The organism is Borborobacter arsenicus (genome assembly GCF_003934165.1).
GTDB classification, from domain to species: domain Bacteria; phylum Pseudomonadota; class Alphaproteobacteria; order Rhizobiales; family Rhizobiaceae; genus Pseudaminobacter; species Pseudaminobacter arsenicus.
Genome location: NZ_RKST01000049.1, coordinates 1 through 18,712 on the forward strand (window position 1 = coordinate 1; position 18,712 = coordinate 18,712).

An 18,712-nucleotide genomic window follows, 5' to 3' on the forward strand; every position below is an offset into this window, starting at 1 on the left:
TGTGCAACCCCGACCAGCTTCGCCTGATCGGGCGCTCACCGCCGTGCCCTTCATCAACCCAAGCAGGGGGTCCCTTTTACGCGAAAATACGGGGTCCCGATTCCATGGTCATTGACACCTAATGGAGTGAACCCCTGGGGCTGGACCAGGCGGACGTGAAAAGCTGATACGCTCGATGGGCCTTAAACGGAGAAGGCTCATGAAGTCACGAGGTCCATACCGTCGGCACTCGATGCAATTCAAATTGCAGCTCTGCCAAGACATCCGCGGCGGCGTCATCGGGCGTCGCGATGCCCAACGCACATATAGCGTCTCGGCAAACCTCATCCAGCTGTGGTTGACCCAGTTCGATCAGGGTGAACTGAATGACGAGGAAGCCGAGGCCAGCGTTATCGCCGAATATGAAGCGCGTATCGCGGCTCTCGAGCGCAAGGTCGGCCAACTCACGATGGAGTTGGACCTTGCCAAAAAAACACCGCGCCAACCGACCGCCGGCGACAGCGAGAGATCCTTCATCGTCACCGGCCCTCGGCCTGCTCCGTCAGACGGGGGTGTAAAGTGATCGATCTGCCGAGGAGCACCTTCTACTATCGGGCCAACACCAAGACAGCCAAACTCTCGGATATGGAACTCGGCACCATCATTGAGGAAATCCAGGACGAACTGCCTTGCTACGGCTATCGGCGGGTGACCCACGAGTTACGCAGGCGCGGGCACCTGGTCAACCATAAGCGCGTAGCCCGTGTGATGAGGGCGGCAGGCTTGGGGATCAAGCCGCGCAGGCGTTATGTGCGCACGACCGACAGCAGCCACGATTCCCCGATCTACCCGAACCTCTACCGCAATGTGATCCCAGATCGGCCTAACACGGTCTGGGTTGCCGATTTTACATACATCCGAATTACCACCAGTTTCTGTTATCTTGCCGTCATTCTCGATGCCTGCAGCCGCAAGGTTGTCGGCTATGCCTTGTCCCGACGGCTCGACACGCCCTTGGCGCTTGCTGCCTTGCGCTCCGCTCTGACAAGCAGGAGACCGCCGCCGGGCTGCATCCACCACACCGACCGTGGGTGCCAATACGCGTCCGAAACTTATCGAAGAGCGCTCGAAACGGCCGGCCTGCGTGGCTCGATGAGCGCGGTTGGCAATCCCTACCATAACGCGCAGGCCGAGAGCTTCATGAAGACCTTGAAGGTCGAGGACGTCTATGTGGCTGGCTACGACAGCTTTGCCGACGTAGCCGAACGATTGCCGAGATTCATCGAAGAGGTCTACAACTCGAAAAGGCTGCATTCAGCCCTTGGCTATCGAACACCAGAGGAATTTGAAACCCAACTCGCCCAGAAGGCGGCTTAGTTTAGCGGCCGCGCCTGGTCCAGCCCCAGGGGTTCACTCCATAACCGGCTCAGTTCCGCGTGGAAACCAACAAGAAATGGCTGAGGAGTTGAAGACGGGTTCACCACGCCAAACATTGGCGATTGAAATCAGAAGTGACTATGGCGTGCTTGTGCTGAAAGTAGTTTTGGCTATGGAGACAATAGTAACCCTAGCACGCGACTGTGAATCAGAAAAGTAATGTAGGCAGGGTAGTAATAAAAAGTGAGGACCATCTGCCGGTTCACCTTGTCGCGTGGCGCCGAGCTCGCCTCGGGACGAAATGAACCGGGAGATGGCCAAAGCGCTTGGCTTGCAGCCTTCCGAGCCGAGAGCGAGCGGATGGCAAGCCCGCCGAGATTTCGCGCTGGCGGATGCGCTTGGCCGCTGCGGCGTGTCGATTAGCATCCATGCCAGCAGGCCGATCGGCTTCTTCTCATATAGCACGATAGACCACGCACCGGATAGCATGGTCGGTTCCGTCGAATCATTCCTGCCGGAGCCAAGTATTTGGTGCGGTAATTGCCCGTTGGTACACAAAGGCGGCATACTTGGTCCTTCGAATGGCTCGCCCGGACACACGCGCGCAGTTGTTGGTACGCTTGGAGTGACCAAAGATAATTGTTCTTGTCCCCAGCCGACGCAAGGGGTCCGATAACGGAGGCGCGACTTGAATAAACTTCTATCGTCTAGTTTAAGCGCGCATTCGCGATTTGACGCTAATTTCAACGCCCACCTAATCAAATTATTGACGAGTTGTTAATGGAATTCGAACACGTAGAGAAATTGTTAGGGTTACCCACTGGGAAACTTTCTAAGATTTTGACCGATACCGTCTTCGACTTCATATGGGTGGTCAACGACGTCGGCAGTCTGATCTACGGGAATAAAAGCTGGTACGACTTTACTGGTTGCTCTGCCGAACCTTCGCGTCCCGAGGGATGGCTCGATGCGGTGCATCCGGATGAAACTTGTAAATTAAGGAACTTGTCAAAGACGCTTAGTCCCGCCGTTTGGGAAAAGGAAGCACGTTTCCGCCGCCGCGATGGAACATACGTTTGGCACATGCTTAGAATGTGTCCAATTCCCTCGTCCAGATATTGGCTGGGTTGCGCAATCGACATCCAGGACCAGATCATCTTCCGGGAGAGGAGATCAGCCCAACTACGCATCCTGGAGATGGTCGCGAGGGGGGCTGAGATTCAGGATGTTTTGGCAGAACTATGCCTCTATGCCGAGCATCTGCTGTCTGGTGCGCGGTGTTCCATACTGCTGGTTGATGCGCAGGAAGGAGTATTTACAGGAGGGGTCGCACCCACCCTTCCACCCGCAATAGTTGGAGCAATAAAGGGGGTGTCCATCAGAACCGGAGTTGGATCCTGCGGGACGGCAGCCTATGAAAAGCGAGACGTTATCGTTTCAGATATTGCGACAGACGCGCTCTGGTTCGACTTCAGGGAACTAGCACTTTCCCATGGCCTCCATGCTTGCTGGTCACGTCCCATTCTTTCTTCTGCTGGCGCAGTCTTGGCCACGTTCGGGTTCTACTTCCTGGAAAAGCGAGCGCCCACGCTTGAAGAAATGAGCAGCATGGACGCTATTACGCATGTCGCTTCACTTGCACTCGAGCGGAGTCATGTCGCCTCTGCGCTTGCAGAAAGCGAAGAACATTATCGTTATTCGGTCGAACTCAATTCTCAAATCCCGTGGACCGCCGATCCCGCTGGCAACGTCCTATCGGTCTCTCCACGTTTGACCGCCTGGACCGGGATTGCGGAAAAGGATGCCCTGGGCAACGGATGGCAGAAGGCGCTGCATCCAGATGACATAAAACCAACACTTGTCCACTGGCACGAACGTCTTACCAGCGGGGACCCCGTGGATGTTCAATACCGCATGCGCCTTCATGACGACACTTATCGATGGATGAGGGCGCGGGCGGCACCCAGGCGAGGCGCACACGGCGATATCATTCGCTGGTATGGGACGCTGGAGGACGTCCATGAGCATAAGGTCATGGAAGACTCCCTTCGGCGCGCAGCGTACGTGGACGAACTGACGAGGCTGCCAAATCGCCGATACTTTTATCAGGAACTGCACCAAGCATTACGTCCGGCCGTGCGCAACAAACATGCGACCGGGTTGCTTGTGTTCGATATGGACGACTTCAAACAGGTGAACGGCCGCTTTGGTCGCGCGGGGGGCAACGCCGTCTTGCGATTGTTCGCTCAATACGTGCGACAACTCGTGAAGCCTAACGAAATCGCGGCGCGATTAGGAGGTGATGAATTCGGAGTGATCCTGAAGGACGTCAAAGATGAGCGAGAGGTATGCACACGCGCCACCCGGTTGACGGCGGCACTCGACTCTTACCTCAAGCGGAGTACGAGAGCGCGAAACTGTCGTGCTAGTGTGGGCTGCGCAATTTCGACGCCACACGATACCGCTGACGAACTGTTCAAGAAAGCGAGTTTGGCTCTCTATTCACTCAAAAAAACAAAGCAGCGCAAAGTCCAAATATTCACGCCCGAGATCGGGGGGCGAGACCGTCAGAAAAACGATCAAATCGAATTGGCATGGGACTCGCTGCGGTTTGACTGGATCGTTCCCTATTACCAGCCCAAGGTTTCGTTGTTAGATGATAGGGTCGTAGGCGTGGAAGCACTAATTCGTATTTCACACCCCAAGAAAGGGATTCTCCCACCAGCAAAAATACTGGCCGCTCTCGACCATCCCCATGCCGGCGGCGAACTCGGTGATAGGATGACATCGCTTATAATCCAGGATCTTAAGGCATGGCGGCAAAATGGAACCTGCGTCGACAATGTGGCGCTGAATGTTTCGGCGGAATATCTTACCCGGCCCGATTTTGCCCGTCGCCTGCTGTCTGGCCTCGAGCATGCTCGTCTGGCTAGCGCATCGATTAAGCTGGAAATTACAGAACGGGTTTTGATTGAAGAATTGTCGGGAGACATTAGGAAAGCACTCATAGAATTGCGGGAAGCTGGCATAGGAATTTCTCTGGACGATTTTGGAACCGGCCATGCCTCGTTGACTCATTTGCAACGCTTCCCGATTAGCGAGATCAAGATCGATCGCTCATTCATCAAAGGTTTGGAATCGGATTCGGCTAACGCAGCCATCGTAAAGGCATTGGTTCGACTTGGCGGGGACCTCAATATAGACGTTGTGGCCGAGGGTATCGAAACCCCGGATCAAGCACGGCTAGTTCGGATGTGGGGAGGTACGATCGCCCAAGGGTATTATTTTGGTAAGCCGATGTCCGCCGACAAGCTATCTCGCTTTGTACGTTCCCGCCATTTCGAAGGGGATACTAAGTGACTTCTCAAGTTCCAGAAGCTTTTGCAATTCACCTGATGAAGTCAATTGTCAGTTCTGGAAAGGACAATTCGTCGCCAAAATATCAATCGTCTTCAAAAGAGTTCTGGTGTCGAATTGAGATAGAGCGTCGTCAAAGTAATCACTATATCTGTCGACGTACACATTATCCTTCTTGAGCGTGAAATTAATAGACTCAAGCCGAATCGCTGTATCTAAATTATTTAGAAACGTACTTCTAACTAATGAACAGATGTCACGGTCATTTTTAAATGAGTTTTTTGCGCTCGTATTAATCGGAAATACACAGGTAGCAACCGACATAGAAGTTAATAATATAATTCTTCTCATTGCGAAAATCCGGTTAACTCAATTAAGTCTGTTTTTATTGCCAGTGTGAGCTCTATTATCTCGGTGGGCGTTGCGCGCTGAGCGCCAGATTCAAGCGCTTCGATTTTTTTAGTTTCCCATCCCAGTCTGCTAGCCAACGTTCCAAGATCTAAACCAGCGGCAACCCTTTTGAGTTTCAGCGTTTCGATCAGGAATCTGTATTTCTCCTCATCCTGCATCATTGTTATCAAGTGTAGTAATACGCGTGGTCGCGACTCAGGCCGTTCCACGTCGGAAAGGAGCTCTGGCTCTGATGAGCTCGTGGATTGCTCCGGAATAGAGAGCGCTTCGGGGATGGTCGGCTGCATTTGGGGTAAATTGAGGAGGAGCCAGAGAGATAATGAGAGCACTCCTATTGTGGCGCCTGTTACGATAGCCTTTTTTGTATTGAAATCTTTTAAAAAGATGTCCAATCGGTATGAATTACTGTTACCGAACAAAGAGAAGCCGTCCTCTTTGCTCGTTACTATGGGAATGCTTGCGCGCTTTGTGTGTTTTGCTGCTTTAATAGTTGTTTTGAGAGTATTTAGTGAAGAAATTTCTTTTTCTAATGTTTCAAGTAAATCGTCGGTCGACTCACCCTGATCGAACAGGGTTTCAAGCGCGGAGCGATAGTCTACATGAGGTGAAAACAACCGCTGTTGCTCTCTCGGGACTTCCGTCTTGGTTAAGGAGAACCGGGCAGCGATTGGCTTTCGCTCAGCGGCAACGATCCGGCTATTGATAAAGTCACAAAATTCCTGGATTTTACTTTCTGGCGCGTGGCAGCGAATAGCTTCAACACCAGTATCGGCATATAATAGGACCCTTCGTCGCCCAAAAAGATTGCTTACAGCTGCGGACTGCAATCGCCGGTATGGAATTATGCGAGAGGAATTCTTATTGCCTGTGACGGCGAATGTCATACCATCATCGTCGGCTCTCAACACGACCGACAGATTGGTTAGAAAGAACAATTTTCGGCGTTTGGTAATTTCTCCGGTAATCGATGCGGTCGCATGCTCGGTGGAATCGCTCTCTATCATCGTCAAAATGGGCCTAACGTTCGCTGTTCATCGGGGGCAATGAGGCGGCGTGTCCATCGCAAGAGCGATTTACGTCATATCTTTCCAAAATGCCCGGAAAAGGCATTGGTAAGCTTTCGCATCAATTAATCATCACGGTAAAACTCGAACTGATGTTTCGGAAGCGGTTTTCGGGAGTTATCCAGTCGGTGCTTCATGTTTCGTCGCGCATGCAGCGGTTTTACCTAAGAGCTGGCAGCTGCCTTCTGAATCGAAATGGACGAAGCGCAAGGTGACGGCTGGCCCGAAATCCAGCTGGACGGCTCCGTCGTAGGACAAATTTGCTTCCATGCCGGCGATGAAGCTAACTTCATCGCTCGCAAACGGACTTCTCCAGTAAGCGATTAGCTCATGGCATGTCGGGGATGAAGTTCCATGGTATGAGCTGATCGATGCGGGAGATGGTCTACCCCATCAGAACCGTCCGCCGCAGCCGGGTGACCGAACTGGTCAACGCCGGCAGACCAAACGCAAATGCCTTGAAGCGGGCCGTCGACACCCTCGACGCTAACCCAAGCCAGGCGCCCACCGAGCGCGATCGCGTGAAGTTCGCTGGGTCCTCAACGGCATTTAAGTAGGCGGTGGCTGTAATCGCGCCAACGCCGGGGATCGACATCAACAATTGGGAACCTCTAAAAACCTCGCCTTCGGCGCTGGATTTTGATTCAATCGCCCCGTTGATCTGCGGGGAGCGAATGGATGCGGGGACAGACGGGGTTCTGGGACGTTGACGAGCGGTATGCCGGGCTGAGCGAGGCTGGCGATCCGCTGGAGAAATTGAACGCTGTCGTGCCGTGGGAGGTTTTCCGCAAGCCGCTGGCCAAGGCGCTGAAGCGCTCGGACGGCGCGAAGGGCGGTCGCCCAGCCTATGACCCGGTGATGATGTTCAAGGTGATGGTGCTTCAAGCACTTTACAGTCTGTCGGACGATCAGGCCGAGTTCCAGATCATGGACCGGCGCACCTTCGGCCGGTTCCTTGGTCTTTTGGATGCCGGCGACCGGGTGCCGGACGCCAAGACGATCTGGCTGTTCCGCGAGCATCTCACACAGGCCCGCGCGGTGGAGAATCTGTTCGCCCGTTTCGACAAGCATCTCACCAAGGCCGGCTATCTTGCCATGGGCGGGCAGATCGTCGACGCGACGATCGTGGCGGCGCCGAAGCAGCGCAACACCGATGCCGAGAAGGCCGACATCAAGGCGGGCAAGGTTCCGGACGAATGGAAGGAAAAGCCTGCGAAGCTGCGGCAGAAGGATCGCGACGCGCGTTGGACGGTGAAGTTCTCGAAGGCCAAGGCCGCCGAGGATGGAAAGCCGCAGCAGCGCGACATCGCCATTCCGGCTTTCGGCTACAAGAACCACGCCGCGATCGACCGCCGGCATGGGTTCATCCGCGGCTGGAACGTCACCAGCGCGTCGGCCCATGACGGCGCCCAGCTTCGCAATGTCCTCAACCGGTCCAATACCGGTTCGACGGTCTGGGCCGACACGGCCTATCGCTCGAAGACGAACGAGGAGTGGCTCGACAAGAACGGCTATGTCTCCGACATCCACCAGAAGAAGCCGAAAGGTCGGCCGATGAGCGAGGCGATGTCGCGAGCCAACGGTCGGCGCTCAAAGATCCGTGCTTTCGTCGAGCACGTCTTCGCGCGGCAGAAGGCGCATATGAAGCTCTTCATCCGCACCATCGGCATCGCCCGCGCCAGGACAAAGATCGGCATGACAAATCTCGCCTACAATCTCACCCGCTTCGTCTGGCACGAGGGGAGAAGGGCGTCCGCATAACGGCGAGAGCGGCGGAAGCCGCCGCCAAACGCTGAAATTGATCAGCCCTCCGACCAGGCAAGGGACGAAAACTCATGCATTACCCTCGACGTTCCGTCACCCGCGCCCGATCATGCCTGCTGGCCATCCAAAACCGCGGTAAATCGAGGTTCCCGATTGGCATTGCTGGTTCTACGTGCTTCAGCAAGGAGCTGCCGCCCCAACCCGGCTGCCTGGAGACGTAGGCTACGCCACGCTTCGAGCAAGGGCAGGATTATCCTCGAAAGACCGGCGTTGTCGGCCAGGAGGGAGTGAACATGCACCTCGAACTTGCCGCCCATACCACATGGAACGATAAGACCGAACGTTTTCATCAATCCGCGAATCTGGTTCGCCACGTCCAGTGTCGTCCGCATGAGTTTTGTTCGAGCAGCGACCAAGGTTCGAGAAAGCATACTGTCGAAGCCTTTTACCCGGACTTCGAGGAAGAAACCGACCTCCGCCAAGTGCGCGAGCCCATCGGCGTCGTTGGCATCGGTTTTGTTGGCGGCCATGTCGAGCGCCGCTTTGGCGTGACGGGCATCGATGCAGATTACCGGCACCCCCTCGGCGCGCAGTGCATGATAGAACCATACCGAGAGGGGGCCTGTTTCAAACACTACACGTTCCACATTTGGCGCTCGCATGCGGATAAGTTCGGCTATGGTGGCGGGATCAGAGGCGCGCTTCCCGCGCCAGATCCGCTTACCCGCGCGACGGATCGAAATTGCCGTCTCTTTCATGGAAAGTAGAGTGGGCGGCAAGCGCCGTGTCACCTTTCAGCGACCGGTTTCTCACCGCCTCTCCCCGAACCGGGCATGCGCCTTTCGTTACGCACCCGGCTCTCCAGAAGACATGGCAAAGTCAGGCATATCCATCCATGCGAGACGGAACCGGCAGATGGGGGTCCAGGCGAGCATATGCTGCTCGACCAGTCCCTCGCGCGCCAGAGCCGCCTCGTCGGCCGGCGATTGCTGGGCTGACACAAGGCCCATATGTCACGTGGCCGTGCTTTGGGACGCTTCTTCCACAGCCAGCGCCCTATTCGCATCCCGGTGTACCAATCGAGACTGGTGAACACCTGGCCGGCATAGGCACAGTGGCGGTAGTAGTTCGCCCACCCGCGCAGGATGGGAATGATCTCCTGAAGCTTGGAGGCCAGACTGCACCGGGCAGCACTCGTTCCCGTGCGTGCCTTGACCTTTCGACGCAGATCGGCAGCTTTTGCCTTGGGGATTTCGACGCGCGGGCCGTAACCGTAGCGCTTGTCCCAATGCATGACGAAGCGGAATCCGAGGAACTCGAACCCGTCCGTCATGGCCGTGACCTTCGTCTTTTCCGGCGACAATTCGAGGCCTGTGGTCTGGTGCAGGTAATCCACCAACGCGACCCTTTCCGCGATGGCGTCCTCCCGTGTGCCAGATACCAGCACCACGAAGTCATCGGCATAACGCACCGGCAGGAACACACAGCGACCAGCCATGCGATCCCAGTAGCGCGCTCTGCCTGCCGCGGTCCGCCCGTCACATTTACGGTCGGCATGGGCCTTGGTGCGCTGATACACCCACCGTTCATACCGCTCTTCGATCGCGCTGAGGGCGATGTTGGCGAGCAGTGGTGAGATGATCCCGCCCTGAGGGGTCCCGGCCTCTGTGCGAAGGAACTGATCCTCCGCCAGAACACCGGCTTTCAGGAACTGCCCAACCAGCCTCGTCATCCGCCGGTCAGCTACGCGCTGGCGCAACCGTTCCAGAAGGTAATGATGACTGATGTTGTCGAAGCAGCCCTTGATGTCGCCCTCAATGACCCATGGATACGGCATCCGGCTCCGCCGGGTGTCCCGGTCGCGTTTATGCGGCAGGGCCGCTCGGCGGATATACTCCAAGGCGCCATGTGTACTCCGCCCCGGCCTGAACCCGTAGGAGACATGCCAGAACTGCGCCTCGAAGATTGGCTCCAGAAGTGTCTTGACCGCGCCTTGGACGACGCGATCCTTGATCGTGGGAATGCCCAAGGGACGGAATTGCCCCGGTTTACCGGCTTTGGGGATGAGCTTGCGCCGCGCAGGGCTGGGCCGATATGCGCCAGAACGCATCTCAGCCTGAAGCCCTTCGAGAAAGCGATGCTCACCCATCCCATTCCGGATGCGACCCACGGTCATCCCGTCGATCCCGGCTGTGCGTCTTGCCTCCCGCGCCATCGCGCGATCTGGAGGCGTTATCGGTTGCATCCGAGGCTTCCGTCGCTCACTTCGTGATCTCGCCATAGACATTGTGGTAGCCCGACATGCGGCCGATGGTCCGCATCCGGTACAGTTCAGGCCGATCTGCTTATGACACCCAACCGGCGACGCCCGGTCGAGCTTTTCGGCCCCCTTCCACCCGCTGCTCTCGCAGGTGGGGCGACATTGCAGCCGCCGGTCGAAAATCAGCAAGCATGAGAGATGGCCACTACATGTTCACCTCCCGCGCCGTCACGGCGCACCGTCGAGACCAATATACTCTGCCATGGCTGTTCTCCATTGATGCTGGGGCCCGGCGTCCAGTCGAGAGCCCGTATCTCATCATATCGGGGAGCAGCCACCTTCCAAGATCATCGCCGGACCCAGAGGGGCCTCGTGCCCGCGATTACACCATGTATGTTCGCCTTCCGTAGTGGAGGTGGCTCGTCCCACACTGTGAGGGCGAGGGTTGCTCGGAGGGCCGAGCCGATCCTCATTACAGGAGGACGAGCCGTGGAGAAGTATAGGGAAGCTTTTGTTGGAATCGACGTTGCGAAGATGCGCAATGCGATCGCGATCGCGGAGGCCGGCCGCGAGGGAGACGTACGGTTTTTTGGTGAGACAGACGCCACGCCAGCCAATATGAGGCGGTTCATTGATCGTTTCGCCACCAAATATGACCGGGTGCATTTCTGCTACGAGGCTGGACCGACGGGTTACGGCCTTTATCGCCTGGTCCGTTCGCTTGGCCATAACTGCACGGTCGTCGCCCCCTCACTCATTCCACGCAAGCCAGGCGACCGGGTCAAGACGAATCGTCGGGACGCTGTTTCTTTGGCGCGACTGCTGCGCGCCGGCGAATTAACCGCAGTCTGGGTTCCCGACGAAGGGCATGAGGCGATGCGCGACCTTGTTCGCGCGCGGGCAGCGGCAGTCGAGACATTGCGCATCCACCGCCAGCAGGTGAGCGCCTTCATGCTAAAGCATGGGCGCATCTATCCGCGCAAGAAGGGTTGGACGATGCGCTACCTGTGCTGGCTCCAGGAACAGCGGTTCGATCATCCTGCACATCAGATTGCGCTTCAGGAAATGGTTGAAGCGGTTCGCATCGCCAAAGAGCGGGTCGAGCGGCTGGAGCATGTGATAGAGGAGTTTGTTCCTGCCTGGTCGCTGGCGGCGGTCGTGCGAGCGTTGCGAGGCGTGGATCTGATTGTCGCGGTGACCTTCGTTACGGAAATCGGCGACGTGAGCCGTTTTGAGAACCCACGCCAACTCATGGGGTATCATCGGCCTTGTTCCTGGGGAGCGATCGACCGGGGAAACGGTCAAGCGTGGCGGCATCACCAAGGCCGGAAACAGCCGCGTGCGGAGCATGCTGGTTCAGAGCGCGTGGAGCTATCGGCATCCTCCCAGGATCGGCAGGGTCAAGCTGTATCGGCTGGAGAAAACCTCACCGGGCGTACGAGAAATCGCCTGGAAGGCTCAGGTTCGCTTGACGGGTCGTTATCGAAGGCTGGCGGCACGCGGCAAGCACACGACGGTAATCTGCACAGCCATTGCCCGCGAGTTGACTGGCTTCATGTGGGCCGTTGTCCGGGAGGCGCAGACCGCCTGATCTGGCACCCGGCCAGAATATATCCTTCGCACATAGGCGGAGGCGGGACCACGGCAGGGGAATGTCCTTACGCGCTTTGGGGCCGGCAATTGACCGACGCCCGCAGTAAGACAGGAACAACCCCGGACGCACAATCGGGAATGCGGTAGCCAATCCGCGTATCAGAGCTTGATCACCGACGTCCTTCAGTTCCGCCTCCACCCATGCGCGATTACCATATGCCGCGGCTTTCGAGTCGAACGGAGCCGTTTGGCCTCAGCCTTGACGGCGAACATCAGAGCGCTCATTTCCATGCACGTTGACGCCTGCCCTTTCGACGGTGGTCGGTTTCAGACGGACGGGTGCAGGCGGATCAGGCTGCGGCGGTTTTGGCGAAGTTGGGCTGGTCCGCAAGAGACGGAGTGGTCGACAGCAATCTGAAGGTTTTCGGGACGAGCAATCTCTTCATCGCCGGCGCCGCCATTTTCCGTTCGACTGGTTTTGCCAATCCGACACTGACCGCAGTCGCGCTGGCGTTGCGTCTTTCACGTGCTATTCAGGACGGGCTGGTCTGAACTCAAGTGGGCTGCCCATTGCGAGCTTCCTCCACGTCTGCGCTAAACTTGTGGGGAAGAACCGATCTTTAAGAGACTGCTCATTCCACCAGTACGACTGACCGGCCCGCATACATCTGGCGACCCCCGAGTTCCACCTCGCAGTCGGCTTTGACCGAGGAATTGCCGGTCATCGCCACTGTATCCCCGATTATCCGGATACAGCCATCGCTTCTGGTATCAGAATTTCCTGTATAAGTAACGCGTGCATTCGGCGCGTAGATGAATCCATTCACTGATGATCCTGCCCCACCATTCAGTGTGAGATCCGACGTGTTTCCACGTGCTTGATAGATCGTGATACCCGCGTAAGGACCTGTGGAGGATGGCGAAAGCTCGATGACCTGGTTGGCGTTCACAGAAATCTGTGCGCCTTCCAGGAGAAAGATCGTGACGCCCGTACCGATAAGGCTGCCATTGCCGCCGAGGCTGATCTTGGTGCCCTTGAAAAGATAGACGCCGGGCTCAAGTGTGACCGCGCCTGATATGGCCTTATCACAATATGTTCCGGGCGTCAGTTCAATGGACTTGCCCCCCTTCACGGGTGTGCATGAGCCATAGGGTGGCGGTTCCATGCCTGATAGCGGATCGAATGACGGATACTGGTCAGGAAGCGGGCTTGGGCAATAGAACTGCGAATTGGAGTCAGACAAACCCACGATCCCTCCCACAGCGATCGCACACTCTGCTTTCACCTTGGCGGAGCCTCCTCGGTAGACCGAATCCGTAGCGTTGGAATTCGAGGCTATGACACATCCCTCCATCGAGACAGTCGTCGAGCCTTGAATTTCGATCGCCCGTGACGCATGGGGATTCAGTGCAAGGACGCAGGCGTCCTGACCAGCAAATACTCTTGCCTTTGATGTTCGATGAGCGCGCCACTCGATGCCTCCGACAAAGCCAGGATGTCTGATGCTCGATGAAACGGTGATTATATGCGCGATGCCTGATCCGGTCGCGCTCGCGTCGAAATTGCTCGCCGTTTCGTCATAATCCAGTTCTGTGGTTTGCTGGTCGAGCAGACTGAGATTGGCCTCGAATATCTTGTACCCAAATTCCTGGAGTTCGGCCTCCGTCATTCCGTCGAAGTATCTCGTCGCGATAGCCAGTGCTGTGGCGTCCAAAGCACCTTGCAAGTTTGCAGCCTGATTAGAGGTGCTTGCGAAATCAACGACTCCGGCAACGCCAGTCATAATCGGTACCATGGCAATCGCCGTGATCGCTGCATAGTTTCCCTGCTCTGAGCGCCAGAACTTACGCAGCATGCTGGTCCCCGTGAAAGTCGACCGCCTAGCAAACACTCTCCAGCTTAAGCTAGCCTTCAAAATAGCACTAAAATTAACGTAAAATCTGACGCTTCCGTAGCGCGCCTTGGAACGGCTATTTGGCCCAGGAAACCGCCGCCTCAATTGCGTGAGACGGCGGGCCGGTATGTTGCCTAAGCCACCTGGTCAGGGCGGGATGGTACTCCGTACAAACCACCGCTGGTAGCATGGGGCTACATGGTTAATTGACGCTTAACATCATAGTTCAAGTCACAGCCTACCCTCGGCGACAGCCCACTATATCCACGCCGCCACAATCGCGTGATGGACAACGGTGGGCTCGTTTGCACCGATTCCCGGGCCTCAATCGCTGCTCGTAAGCGAGTCACGGACCTGGTCGATTTTGCCGTAGGCGTCACCAACGCCGAGCAGATCCTTGGCCCAGTCCATCATTTCATCATCGACATAGTCGTCGCCATATTCTGAAACGCGATTTTCGTTGGCCGCGTCAAGCAAAGCGGCCTTGAGCGCTTCGTCGTCCGTGCCGACTTCAGCAGCAGCGGCGGCCAGTTCGGCTTCATCAAGTGATGCGGCCGCATCTGCCACGGCGTCTGCTTCCGTGCTGTCCAGCAACGCCTCGATCGCTGAGACCTCAGCCTCCCAGGCGGCGAGATCTTCAGGTGCCACAGTGGCAGCATTCAAGTCGGCCAATCGTGCCGTCAAACTCTCCACCGTCGCATTGTCGTAGACGCCAACTGCATCGTCGTAGGGCGTGAGAGCCGCCGTCTCTACCGCAGCGGCAAAGCTGGCTTGTGCTTCCGCCAGTGCGGCGGCCGCTTTGGCGGCATCCTCCTGCGCCAAGTCGAGACTAGCCGATGCCGTCACGAAGGCAGAAATAGCGGCCATTCGGGGCGATTGGCTGTTCAGATATGCGTGATAGTTGCGTTTGAGCGAGTTGAGGCCGGCCAATTTGGCGTGGAAATTCTTCGGTTTGATGTCCGGCACAGGCATCGTCGCGGGAAGCGCCGCCACTTTTACAGCCTTGTTATGTGCGCTCGCCGTTTTGGTTCGGGCTGCTGATGTGCTCGCGGTGGCGTTTTTTACGTGAGACCGCTCCTTGCCGAAGACGGCACCAAACATATTGTCAACCGAGCGCGAGACTGACTTGCCGCCGGGCGACGATGATTTCGTGTGGCCGCGAGCATCGGCCGACTTGCCATGTTCGGCTGCGCCAGATTTTCCGTTCCCGCCACCATGACCATTGCCGCCGCCGTTACCACCGCCGTTTCCACCACCATTGCCGCCGCCTTTTGCATAAGCTGCGGCCGGGCCAAGATCGCCCATCAAAATCGAATTGAGATTGATCGGCAGTACAGCAATGGCCAAAGCCGATACCGCACCGAGCAATACATTCCTACCTCGCATCATCTTATTTTCCTCTCGCAACCCCGCCGTGTGTAAGAACTAGATTTAACCGCAATGATGTCCAATAAATTTTCGTGTCAACGTGCGAGAGGGAAACCGCCGACATTCAGGTCAGCACTGTTGTTCAGGCGGGATGAGGTTCCTATCAGTTTGATCCGTTCGGTCCAATGAAACGGATGTTCAGGTCTGTCTCAACCGCTTATCGTCAACTGACGTATGCGAAGCAAAACTCCTTTTACTGCGCTCATCGTCAGTCTCCTGGGCAGGGCGACAGGCTCAACAAGGTCCTGACTGCGCCGGCCAAGAAAGAGGCGGTTCTGGACAAGGTAAAAAAACGGGCCACCATCAAGCCCGCGGCCGTTCATGCGTAGCACCCCCATTTGGGGGGCCGCACCCGCACCGTCTCTGTCTTACAGCCGACGCTGCAGATCGAAGATAAGCAGAGTGCGATAGCAGCGGTAAGGCTGGGCTCAATGCTCAGCAGATACGCATGCTCGCCTTGGAGACCGGCGTCAGCGAAGACGATATTCGGGTGATCATCGATCTGGTGGGAACCGATCGCGCATCCATCCTGCGCGAGGCGCGCTATCTGAAGAAGACGCGCTGAGCTGAGTTCAGCTTCATGAGCTCTTGTTCACTGCGCGCTGGTCCGGGCGAGACGATTTGAGTTGAGAAGCCGATCGCGGTGAGCAATATGCAAAATCTGCATTTGTTCGAATGTGATTAGGAATTGCTCGTCTATAGGCCATCTTTTCAATCCGGCTTGGATATTACCGATGCACAAACCAAACGCGTTGGCCTGTTTCCCAAGACAGCCTTCACCTAGACACGCCACGGATTTTTGCCGTTCAGGTGCGTCGCACAGTCACTGTCAGCTTCGGGCAAGATAAGCGTGGCAGTTTTCACTCGAAGGAGAGGGCCATGCGCGTCGAGAACGTCCAGACAAGCGGTCAGAACGAGAATGGTTTTCTCCATCTCTGCACATTCACGCTAGAGCTCACATCAGAAGTAAAGCTATTTGGTCTCCGGCTCATCGAGGCGCCGGACGGCAACCTCGTCGTGCAATCAGCGCTGACAATGTCCGGTGCCAAGGCCTACTCTTTATCCCCCATGGTACGCCAGCAAATTGCTCTTCTCGCATATGAGGCGTGGAAGGGCGCAGCCATGAAAAAATTCAGTAGGCTCGCTAATCTTTAACGAGAAAAGGCCGCGCTAGATGTTTAGCGCGGCCCAATCTGTCTTAAGTCGAGGCGCTGTTAGCCGCGGAACAGCGACAGGATCGACTGCGCCGAACCGTTGGCGATCGACAGCGCCTGGATGCCGAGTTGCTGCTGGACCTGCAGCGCTTGGAGGCGGGTCGACTCTTCGTTCATGTTGGCGTCCACCAGGGCGCCGACGCCACGATCGACGGCGTTCATCAGGTCGGTCACGAATTCCTGCTGCGAGGAAATGCGCGACTTGATGGCGCCGAGATCGGAAGCAGCCGTGGTTACGGCGGTGAGCATGCTGTCGATGCCCTGGACGTATTCACCCAGCGTAGCGGAATCGGCATTGGTGATGTCAAGTCCCGTGGCATCAAAGAAGTTGCCATTGTCGGTCGAGTCGCCATTAGCGATCGCGATAGTGGCGGTGGTTCCCTTAGCCGTCGTCGTCAGCTCTACCGCACCGGCGTTGTCTGCAGCGGTGAGGTCAGCGTCCAACCCGGCGTCCTTCAGGGCTTGGTTGAGCACACTGGCCATTTTCGCGGCAGTATCGACGTTGCCGTCGGCTACGCCGGCTGCGTCGAGCGTTGCGCGATCGATCCGGATCGTCTGGGCGGTGCCACCATTCAGGGTCAGATCGAAGCTGATTGCGTCGTTTTCATCAAGGACGAAGGCAGCATGTGCGCCATAAGTCGCCACAGCCGCGGTATCGTCAGCCGTTCCCGGTGTGGTGTCGGGACCGTCAGTACCGGCGTTGTTCGTTGCCGGGGCCGCAGTGTAGAGGGCGATGCCGGCGCCATTGGTCGCTGCCGTCAGGGCCGTGCCCTTCTCCAGCAGACCCGCTTCGCCAGTCTTGGAGTTGAACAGCGCCGTCTTTGCGGTGTCGATATCGATCGTGCCGAGCGAGATCGAACCGGAGTCGCTGCGGATGAAGGATGCAACGATCTTCTGTTCAGCAGCCCCGTTGATCGAAAGCCAGTTGCCGCCCGAGAAGCTTGCCGATTCGGCGAAGGTCTTCAGGTCGTTCTGAAGCTGCGTGATTTCAGCCTGGATCTTGGCCTTGTCGACAGACGGCTGCGAGGCAGCGACTAACTTGGTCTTGATCTTGTCGAGCGTGTTCTTGACAGAGTCCATCGCGGTGTAGGCGACGTCGACCTGGGCGGCACCGAGGCCCAGGGCGTCCTTGACGGTGGACATGGCCTTGTTGTCGGAGCGCATGGTCGTGGCGATCGACCAGTAGGCGGCGTTGTCGGAAGCCTGCGCGACGCGGAGGCCCGTCGAGATGCGGCCCTGCGTGGCCTCAAGGCCCTTGTTGGTCTGCTGAAGGGTCTTCAGCGCGGTCATTGCCGACGCGTTGGTCAGAATACTGGACATATATGAGCCCTTTTTAGGCTGGATGTAAGGGGAAACATACCGGGCTGCCGGTGAGGCGAATTGGCATCATGCCGCCAACATGGAAGTTGGATCGCCTTGCAAAAATCGTTCTAGGCCACAATCATTACCAAATCGATAACCCAACGGCTGTTCGGCTTTTTCTCTGGTCACACCAGGCGGTTTTTCGTTCCTGCGACGCAGGCCATATATTTCGGCAATGAAAAGCATAAAAATGCCTGAAAAGCGTCTGTAACCAATCGCGACCCGCAGGTGGTGCAATGCGTCCTGCTCATGATCGCTGCTGCGATGGTGGTTTCCAACCTGATCGTTGACCTCCTTTACGGCTGGCTCGAGGCTTTAGGCGATTGAGGAAGAGCGGGTGTCGTGGATTTCGGCGATTACGCCAACCGAGTCGAGTTCGTCTTGAAGTGCTCTGACATCGTTGACCAGAGGCACAGTTATTATTGTCTCACCGTTTCCGAGCATCTCGGTTAGCGCTCTGTGGGCGGTACGGAAAGACAGACTTTGCCTGACCAGAATACGGACGGCGTCAGGTTTGCTGACGCTTGGATGAAATCGAAGCCTGAGTTGAACCGTTCTTTTTGACATCCCTTCTCAGTAGCAGTCACGAATCCCAATAGCCACGGGTCGTTTCGAGGATATTTGTGAACATCGGATTCGCGGGGAGAACAGAATGCGTGCATCCGTTTTGACAACGGCCTCAGAGTTTCGGTGGGCTGAATGAACTCTTTGACGAACTGCTGCAGCCATACGTCGAAGCATACGATACAGTCGTTGTCGCGAGCCTCTGCGGCCAGCGCCGCCATTATGATTTCATCGGCAAGCTCGTCGCATTCGGCGAAAGGTTCGTCAGCCAGTGACGAAACAGGCCTCACGCACAAAATATCCGACACTCCCACGATGTCTCTGCGCGGCGATGTCACGTTAACTTGCGCCTTGGTCGCGGGAGACGTTCTGCCTTGCTGTTTGAATTCAGACCACGGTTCCGGCCACAGCTTTCCACTCGGCGATTGCTAGGAATCGGTGAAC

General features: G+C 56.7%; 13 protein-coding genes and 4 pseudogenes. 8 read left to right on the forward strand and 9 right to left on the reverse strand.

All coding sequences use genetic code 11. The annotated features are described in order from the left end of the window. Nucleotides 1-199 precede the first annotated feature (199 nt). From EET67_RS23980 to EET67_RS23990, 3 genes are all read left to right on the forward strand, one after another. Nucleotides 200-562, forward strand: coding sequence for a transposase (locus tag EET67_RS23980; protein ID WP_128628721.1), 363 nt, complete (start codon nt 200-202; stop codon nt 560-562). After that, nucleotides 559-1,356, forward strand: coding sequence for an IS3 family transposase (locus tag EET67_RS23985; protein WP_128628722.1), 798 nt, complete (start codon nt 559-561; stop codon nt 1,354-1,356). The genes EET67_RS23980 and EET67_RS23985 overlap by 4 nt, the downstream gene beginning before the upstream one ends. Nucleotides 1,357-2,136: 780 nt before the next feature. Beyond that, complete coding sequence (locus EET67_RS23990; protein WP_128628723.1) at nt 2,137-4,716, forward strand: bifunctional diguanylate cyclase/phosphodiesterase; 2,580 nt, start codon at nt 2,137-2,139, stop codon at nt 4,714-4,716. 344 nt (nt 4,717-5,060) lie between these two features. Here the strand turns inward: EET67_RS23990 and EET67_RS23995 are convergent, their stop codons facing one another. Both EET67_RS23995 and EET67_RS24000 read right to left on the reverse strand, forming a co-directional pair. Then, entirely contained in the window at nt 5,061-6,128 is a 1,068-nt protein-coding gene (locus EET67_RS23995; RefSeq protein WP_128628724.1) for a helix-turn-helix domain-containing protein, read from the reverse strand. Between the two features lie 538 nt (nt 6,129-6,666). Continuing rightward, nucleotides 6,667-6,792, reverse strand: a pseudogene (locus EET67_RS24000) (transposase); the annotation flags it as partial. A gap of 74 nt (nt 6,793-6,866) precedes the next feature. Here EET67_RS24000 and EET67_RS24005 point away from each other — a divergent pair. After that, on the forward strand, nt 6,867-7,949 hold the full coding sequence (locus EET67_RS24005) for an IS5 family transposase (protein ID WP_128628725.1): 1,083 nt from the start codon (nt 6,867-6,869) through the stop codon (nt 7,947-7,949). A 152-nt stretch (nt 7,950-8,101) separates the two neighbouring features. Here the strand turns inward: EET67_RS24005 and EET67_RS24010 are convergent. Then, a pseudogene (locus EET67_RS24010) lies at nt 8,102-8,710 on the reverse strand (IS110 family transposase); the annotation flags it as partial. Between the two features lie 29 nt (nt 8,711-8,739). Beyond that, nucleotides 8,740-10,167: a group II intron reverse transcriptase/maturase gene (ltrA, locus tag EET67_RS24015; protein ID WP_245451203.1), complete on the reverse strand. Its 1,428-nt coding sequence runs from the start codon at nt 10,165-10,167 to the stop codon at nt 8,740-8,742. 579 nt (nt 10,168-10,746) lie between these two features. Here ltrA and EET67_RS24020 point away from each other — a divergent pair. Further along, a pseudogene (locus tag EET67_RS24020) lies at nt 10,747-11,803 on the forward strand (IS110 family RNA-guided transposase). Between the two features lie 341 nt (nt 11,804-12,144). After that, a complete protein-coding gene (locus tag EET67_RS26220) occupies nt 12,145-12,357 on the forward strand; it encodes a GMC oxidoreductase (protein ID WP_281011197.1) in 213 nt (70 codons plus the stop codon). Nucleotides 12,358-12,437: 80 nt separating this feature from the next. On the opposite strand, the gene EET67_RS24030 is transcribed toward EET67_RS26220, so the two are convergent. Beyond that, nucleotides 12,438-13,661 carry a TadE/TadG family type IV pilus assembly protein gene (locus EET67_RS24030; RefSeq protein WP_128628727.1) on the reverse strand — a complete coding sequence of 408 codons (1,224 nt, stop codon included), beginning with the start codon at nt 13,659-13,661 and terminating at the stop codon, nt 12,438-12,440. Between the two features lie 363 nt (nt 13,662-14,024). Further along, entirely contained in the window at nt 14,025-15,089 is a 1,065-nt protein-coding gene (locus tag EET67_RS24035) for a hypothetical protein (protein ID WP_128628728.1), read from the reverse strand. 918 nt (nt 15,090-16,007) lie between these two features. Between EET67_RS24035 and EET67_RS24040 the strand changes: the two genes are divergently transcribed. Beyond that, a complete protein-coding gene (locus EET67_RS24040) occupies nt 16,008-16,283 on the forward strand; it encodes a hypothetical protein (protein ID WP_128628729.1) in 276 nt (91 codons plus the stop codon). 59 nt (nt 16,284-16,342) lie between these two features. Here the strand turns inward: EET67_RS24040 and EET67_RS24045 are convergent, their stop codons facing one another. Both EET67_RS24045 and EET67_RS25915 read right to left on the reverse strand, forming a co-directional pair. Beyond that, nucleotides 16,343-17,662, reverse strand: a complete 1,320-nt coding sequence (locus EET67_RS24045; RefSeq protein ID WP_128628730.1) for a flagellin N-terminal helical domain-containing protein — start codon at nt 17,660-17,662, stop codon at nt 16,343-16,345. 66 nt (nt 17,663-17,728) lie between these two features. Further along, nucleotides 17,729-17,890: a hypothetical protein gene (locus EET67_RS25915; protein ID WP_210211163.1), complete on the reverse strand. Its 162-nt coding sequence runs from the start codon at nt 17,888-17,890 to the stop codon at nt 17,729-17,731. Nucleotides 17,891-17,908: 18 nt separating this feature from the next. On the opposite strand from EET67_RS25915, the pseudogene EET67_RS26225 reads away from it, so the two are divergent. After that, a pseudogene (locus tag EET67_RS26225) lies at nt 17,909-18,031 on the forward strand (ABC transporter permease); the annotation flags it as partial. Nucleotides 18,032-18,153: 122 nt separating this feature from the next. Here the strand turns inward: EET67_RS26225 and EET67_RS24055 are convergent. After that, nucleotides 18,154-18,606 carry a hypothetical protein gene (locus EET67_RS24055; RefSeq protein WP_128628731.1) on the reverse strand — a complete coding sequence of 151 codons (453 nt, stop codon included), beginning with the start codon at nt 18,604-18,606 and terminating at the stop codon, nt 18,154-18,156. Nucleotides 18,607-18,712: the final 106 nt, after the last annotated feature.

What these genes read in the sequence shown, in the direction of transcription:
- EET67_RS24035 (WP_128628728.1), bottom strand. Translation starts at nt 15,089, where the DNA reads ATGATGCGAGGTAGGAATGTATTGCTCGGTGCGGTATCGGCTTTGGCC.
- EET67_RS24040 (WP_128628729.1), top strand. Translation starts at nt 16,008, where the DNA reads ATGCGCGTCGAGAACGTCCAGACAAGCGGTCAGAACGAGAATGGTTTT.
- EET67_RS24005 (WP_128628725.1), top strand. Translation starts at nt 6,867, where the DNA reads ATGCGGGGACAGACGGGGTTCTGGGACGTTGACGAGCGGTATGCCGGG.
- ltrA (WP_245451203.1), bottom strand. Translation starts at nt 10,167, where the DNA reads ATGGCGCGGGAGGCAAGACGCACAGCCGGGATCGACGGGATGACCGTG.
- EET67_RS25915 (WP_210211163.1), bottom strand. Translation starts at nt 17,890, where the DNA reads ATGCTTTTCATTGCCGAAATATATGGCCTGCGTCGCAGGAACGAAAAA.
- EET67_RS24045 (WP_128628730.1), bottom strand. Translation starts at nt 17,662, where the DNA reads ATGTCCAGTATTCTGACCAACGCGTCGGCAATGACCGCGCTGAAGACC.
- EET67_RS23990 (WP_128628723.1), top strand. Translation starts at nt 2,137, where the DNA reads ATGGAATTCGAACACGTAGAGAAATTGTTAGGGTTACCCACTGGGAAA.
- EET67_RS23980 (WP_128628721.1), top strand. Translation starts at nt 200, where the DNA reads ATGAAGTCACGAGGTCCATACCGTCGGCACTCGATGCAATTCAAATTG.
- EET67_RS24030 (WP_128628727.1), bottom strand. Translation starts at nt 13,661, where the DNA reads ATGCTGCGTAAGTTCTGGCGCTCAGAGCAGGGAAACTATGCAGCGATC.
- EET67_RS23995 (WP_128628724.1), bottom strand. Translation starts at nt 6,128, where the DNA reads ATGATAGAGAGCGATTCCACCGAGCATGCGACCGCATCGATTACCGGA.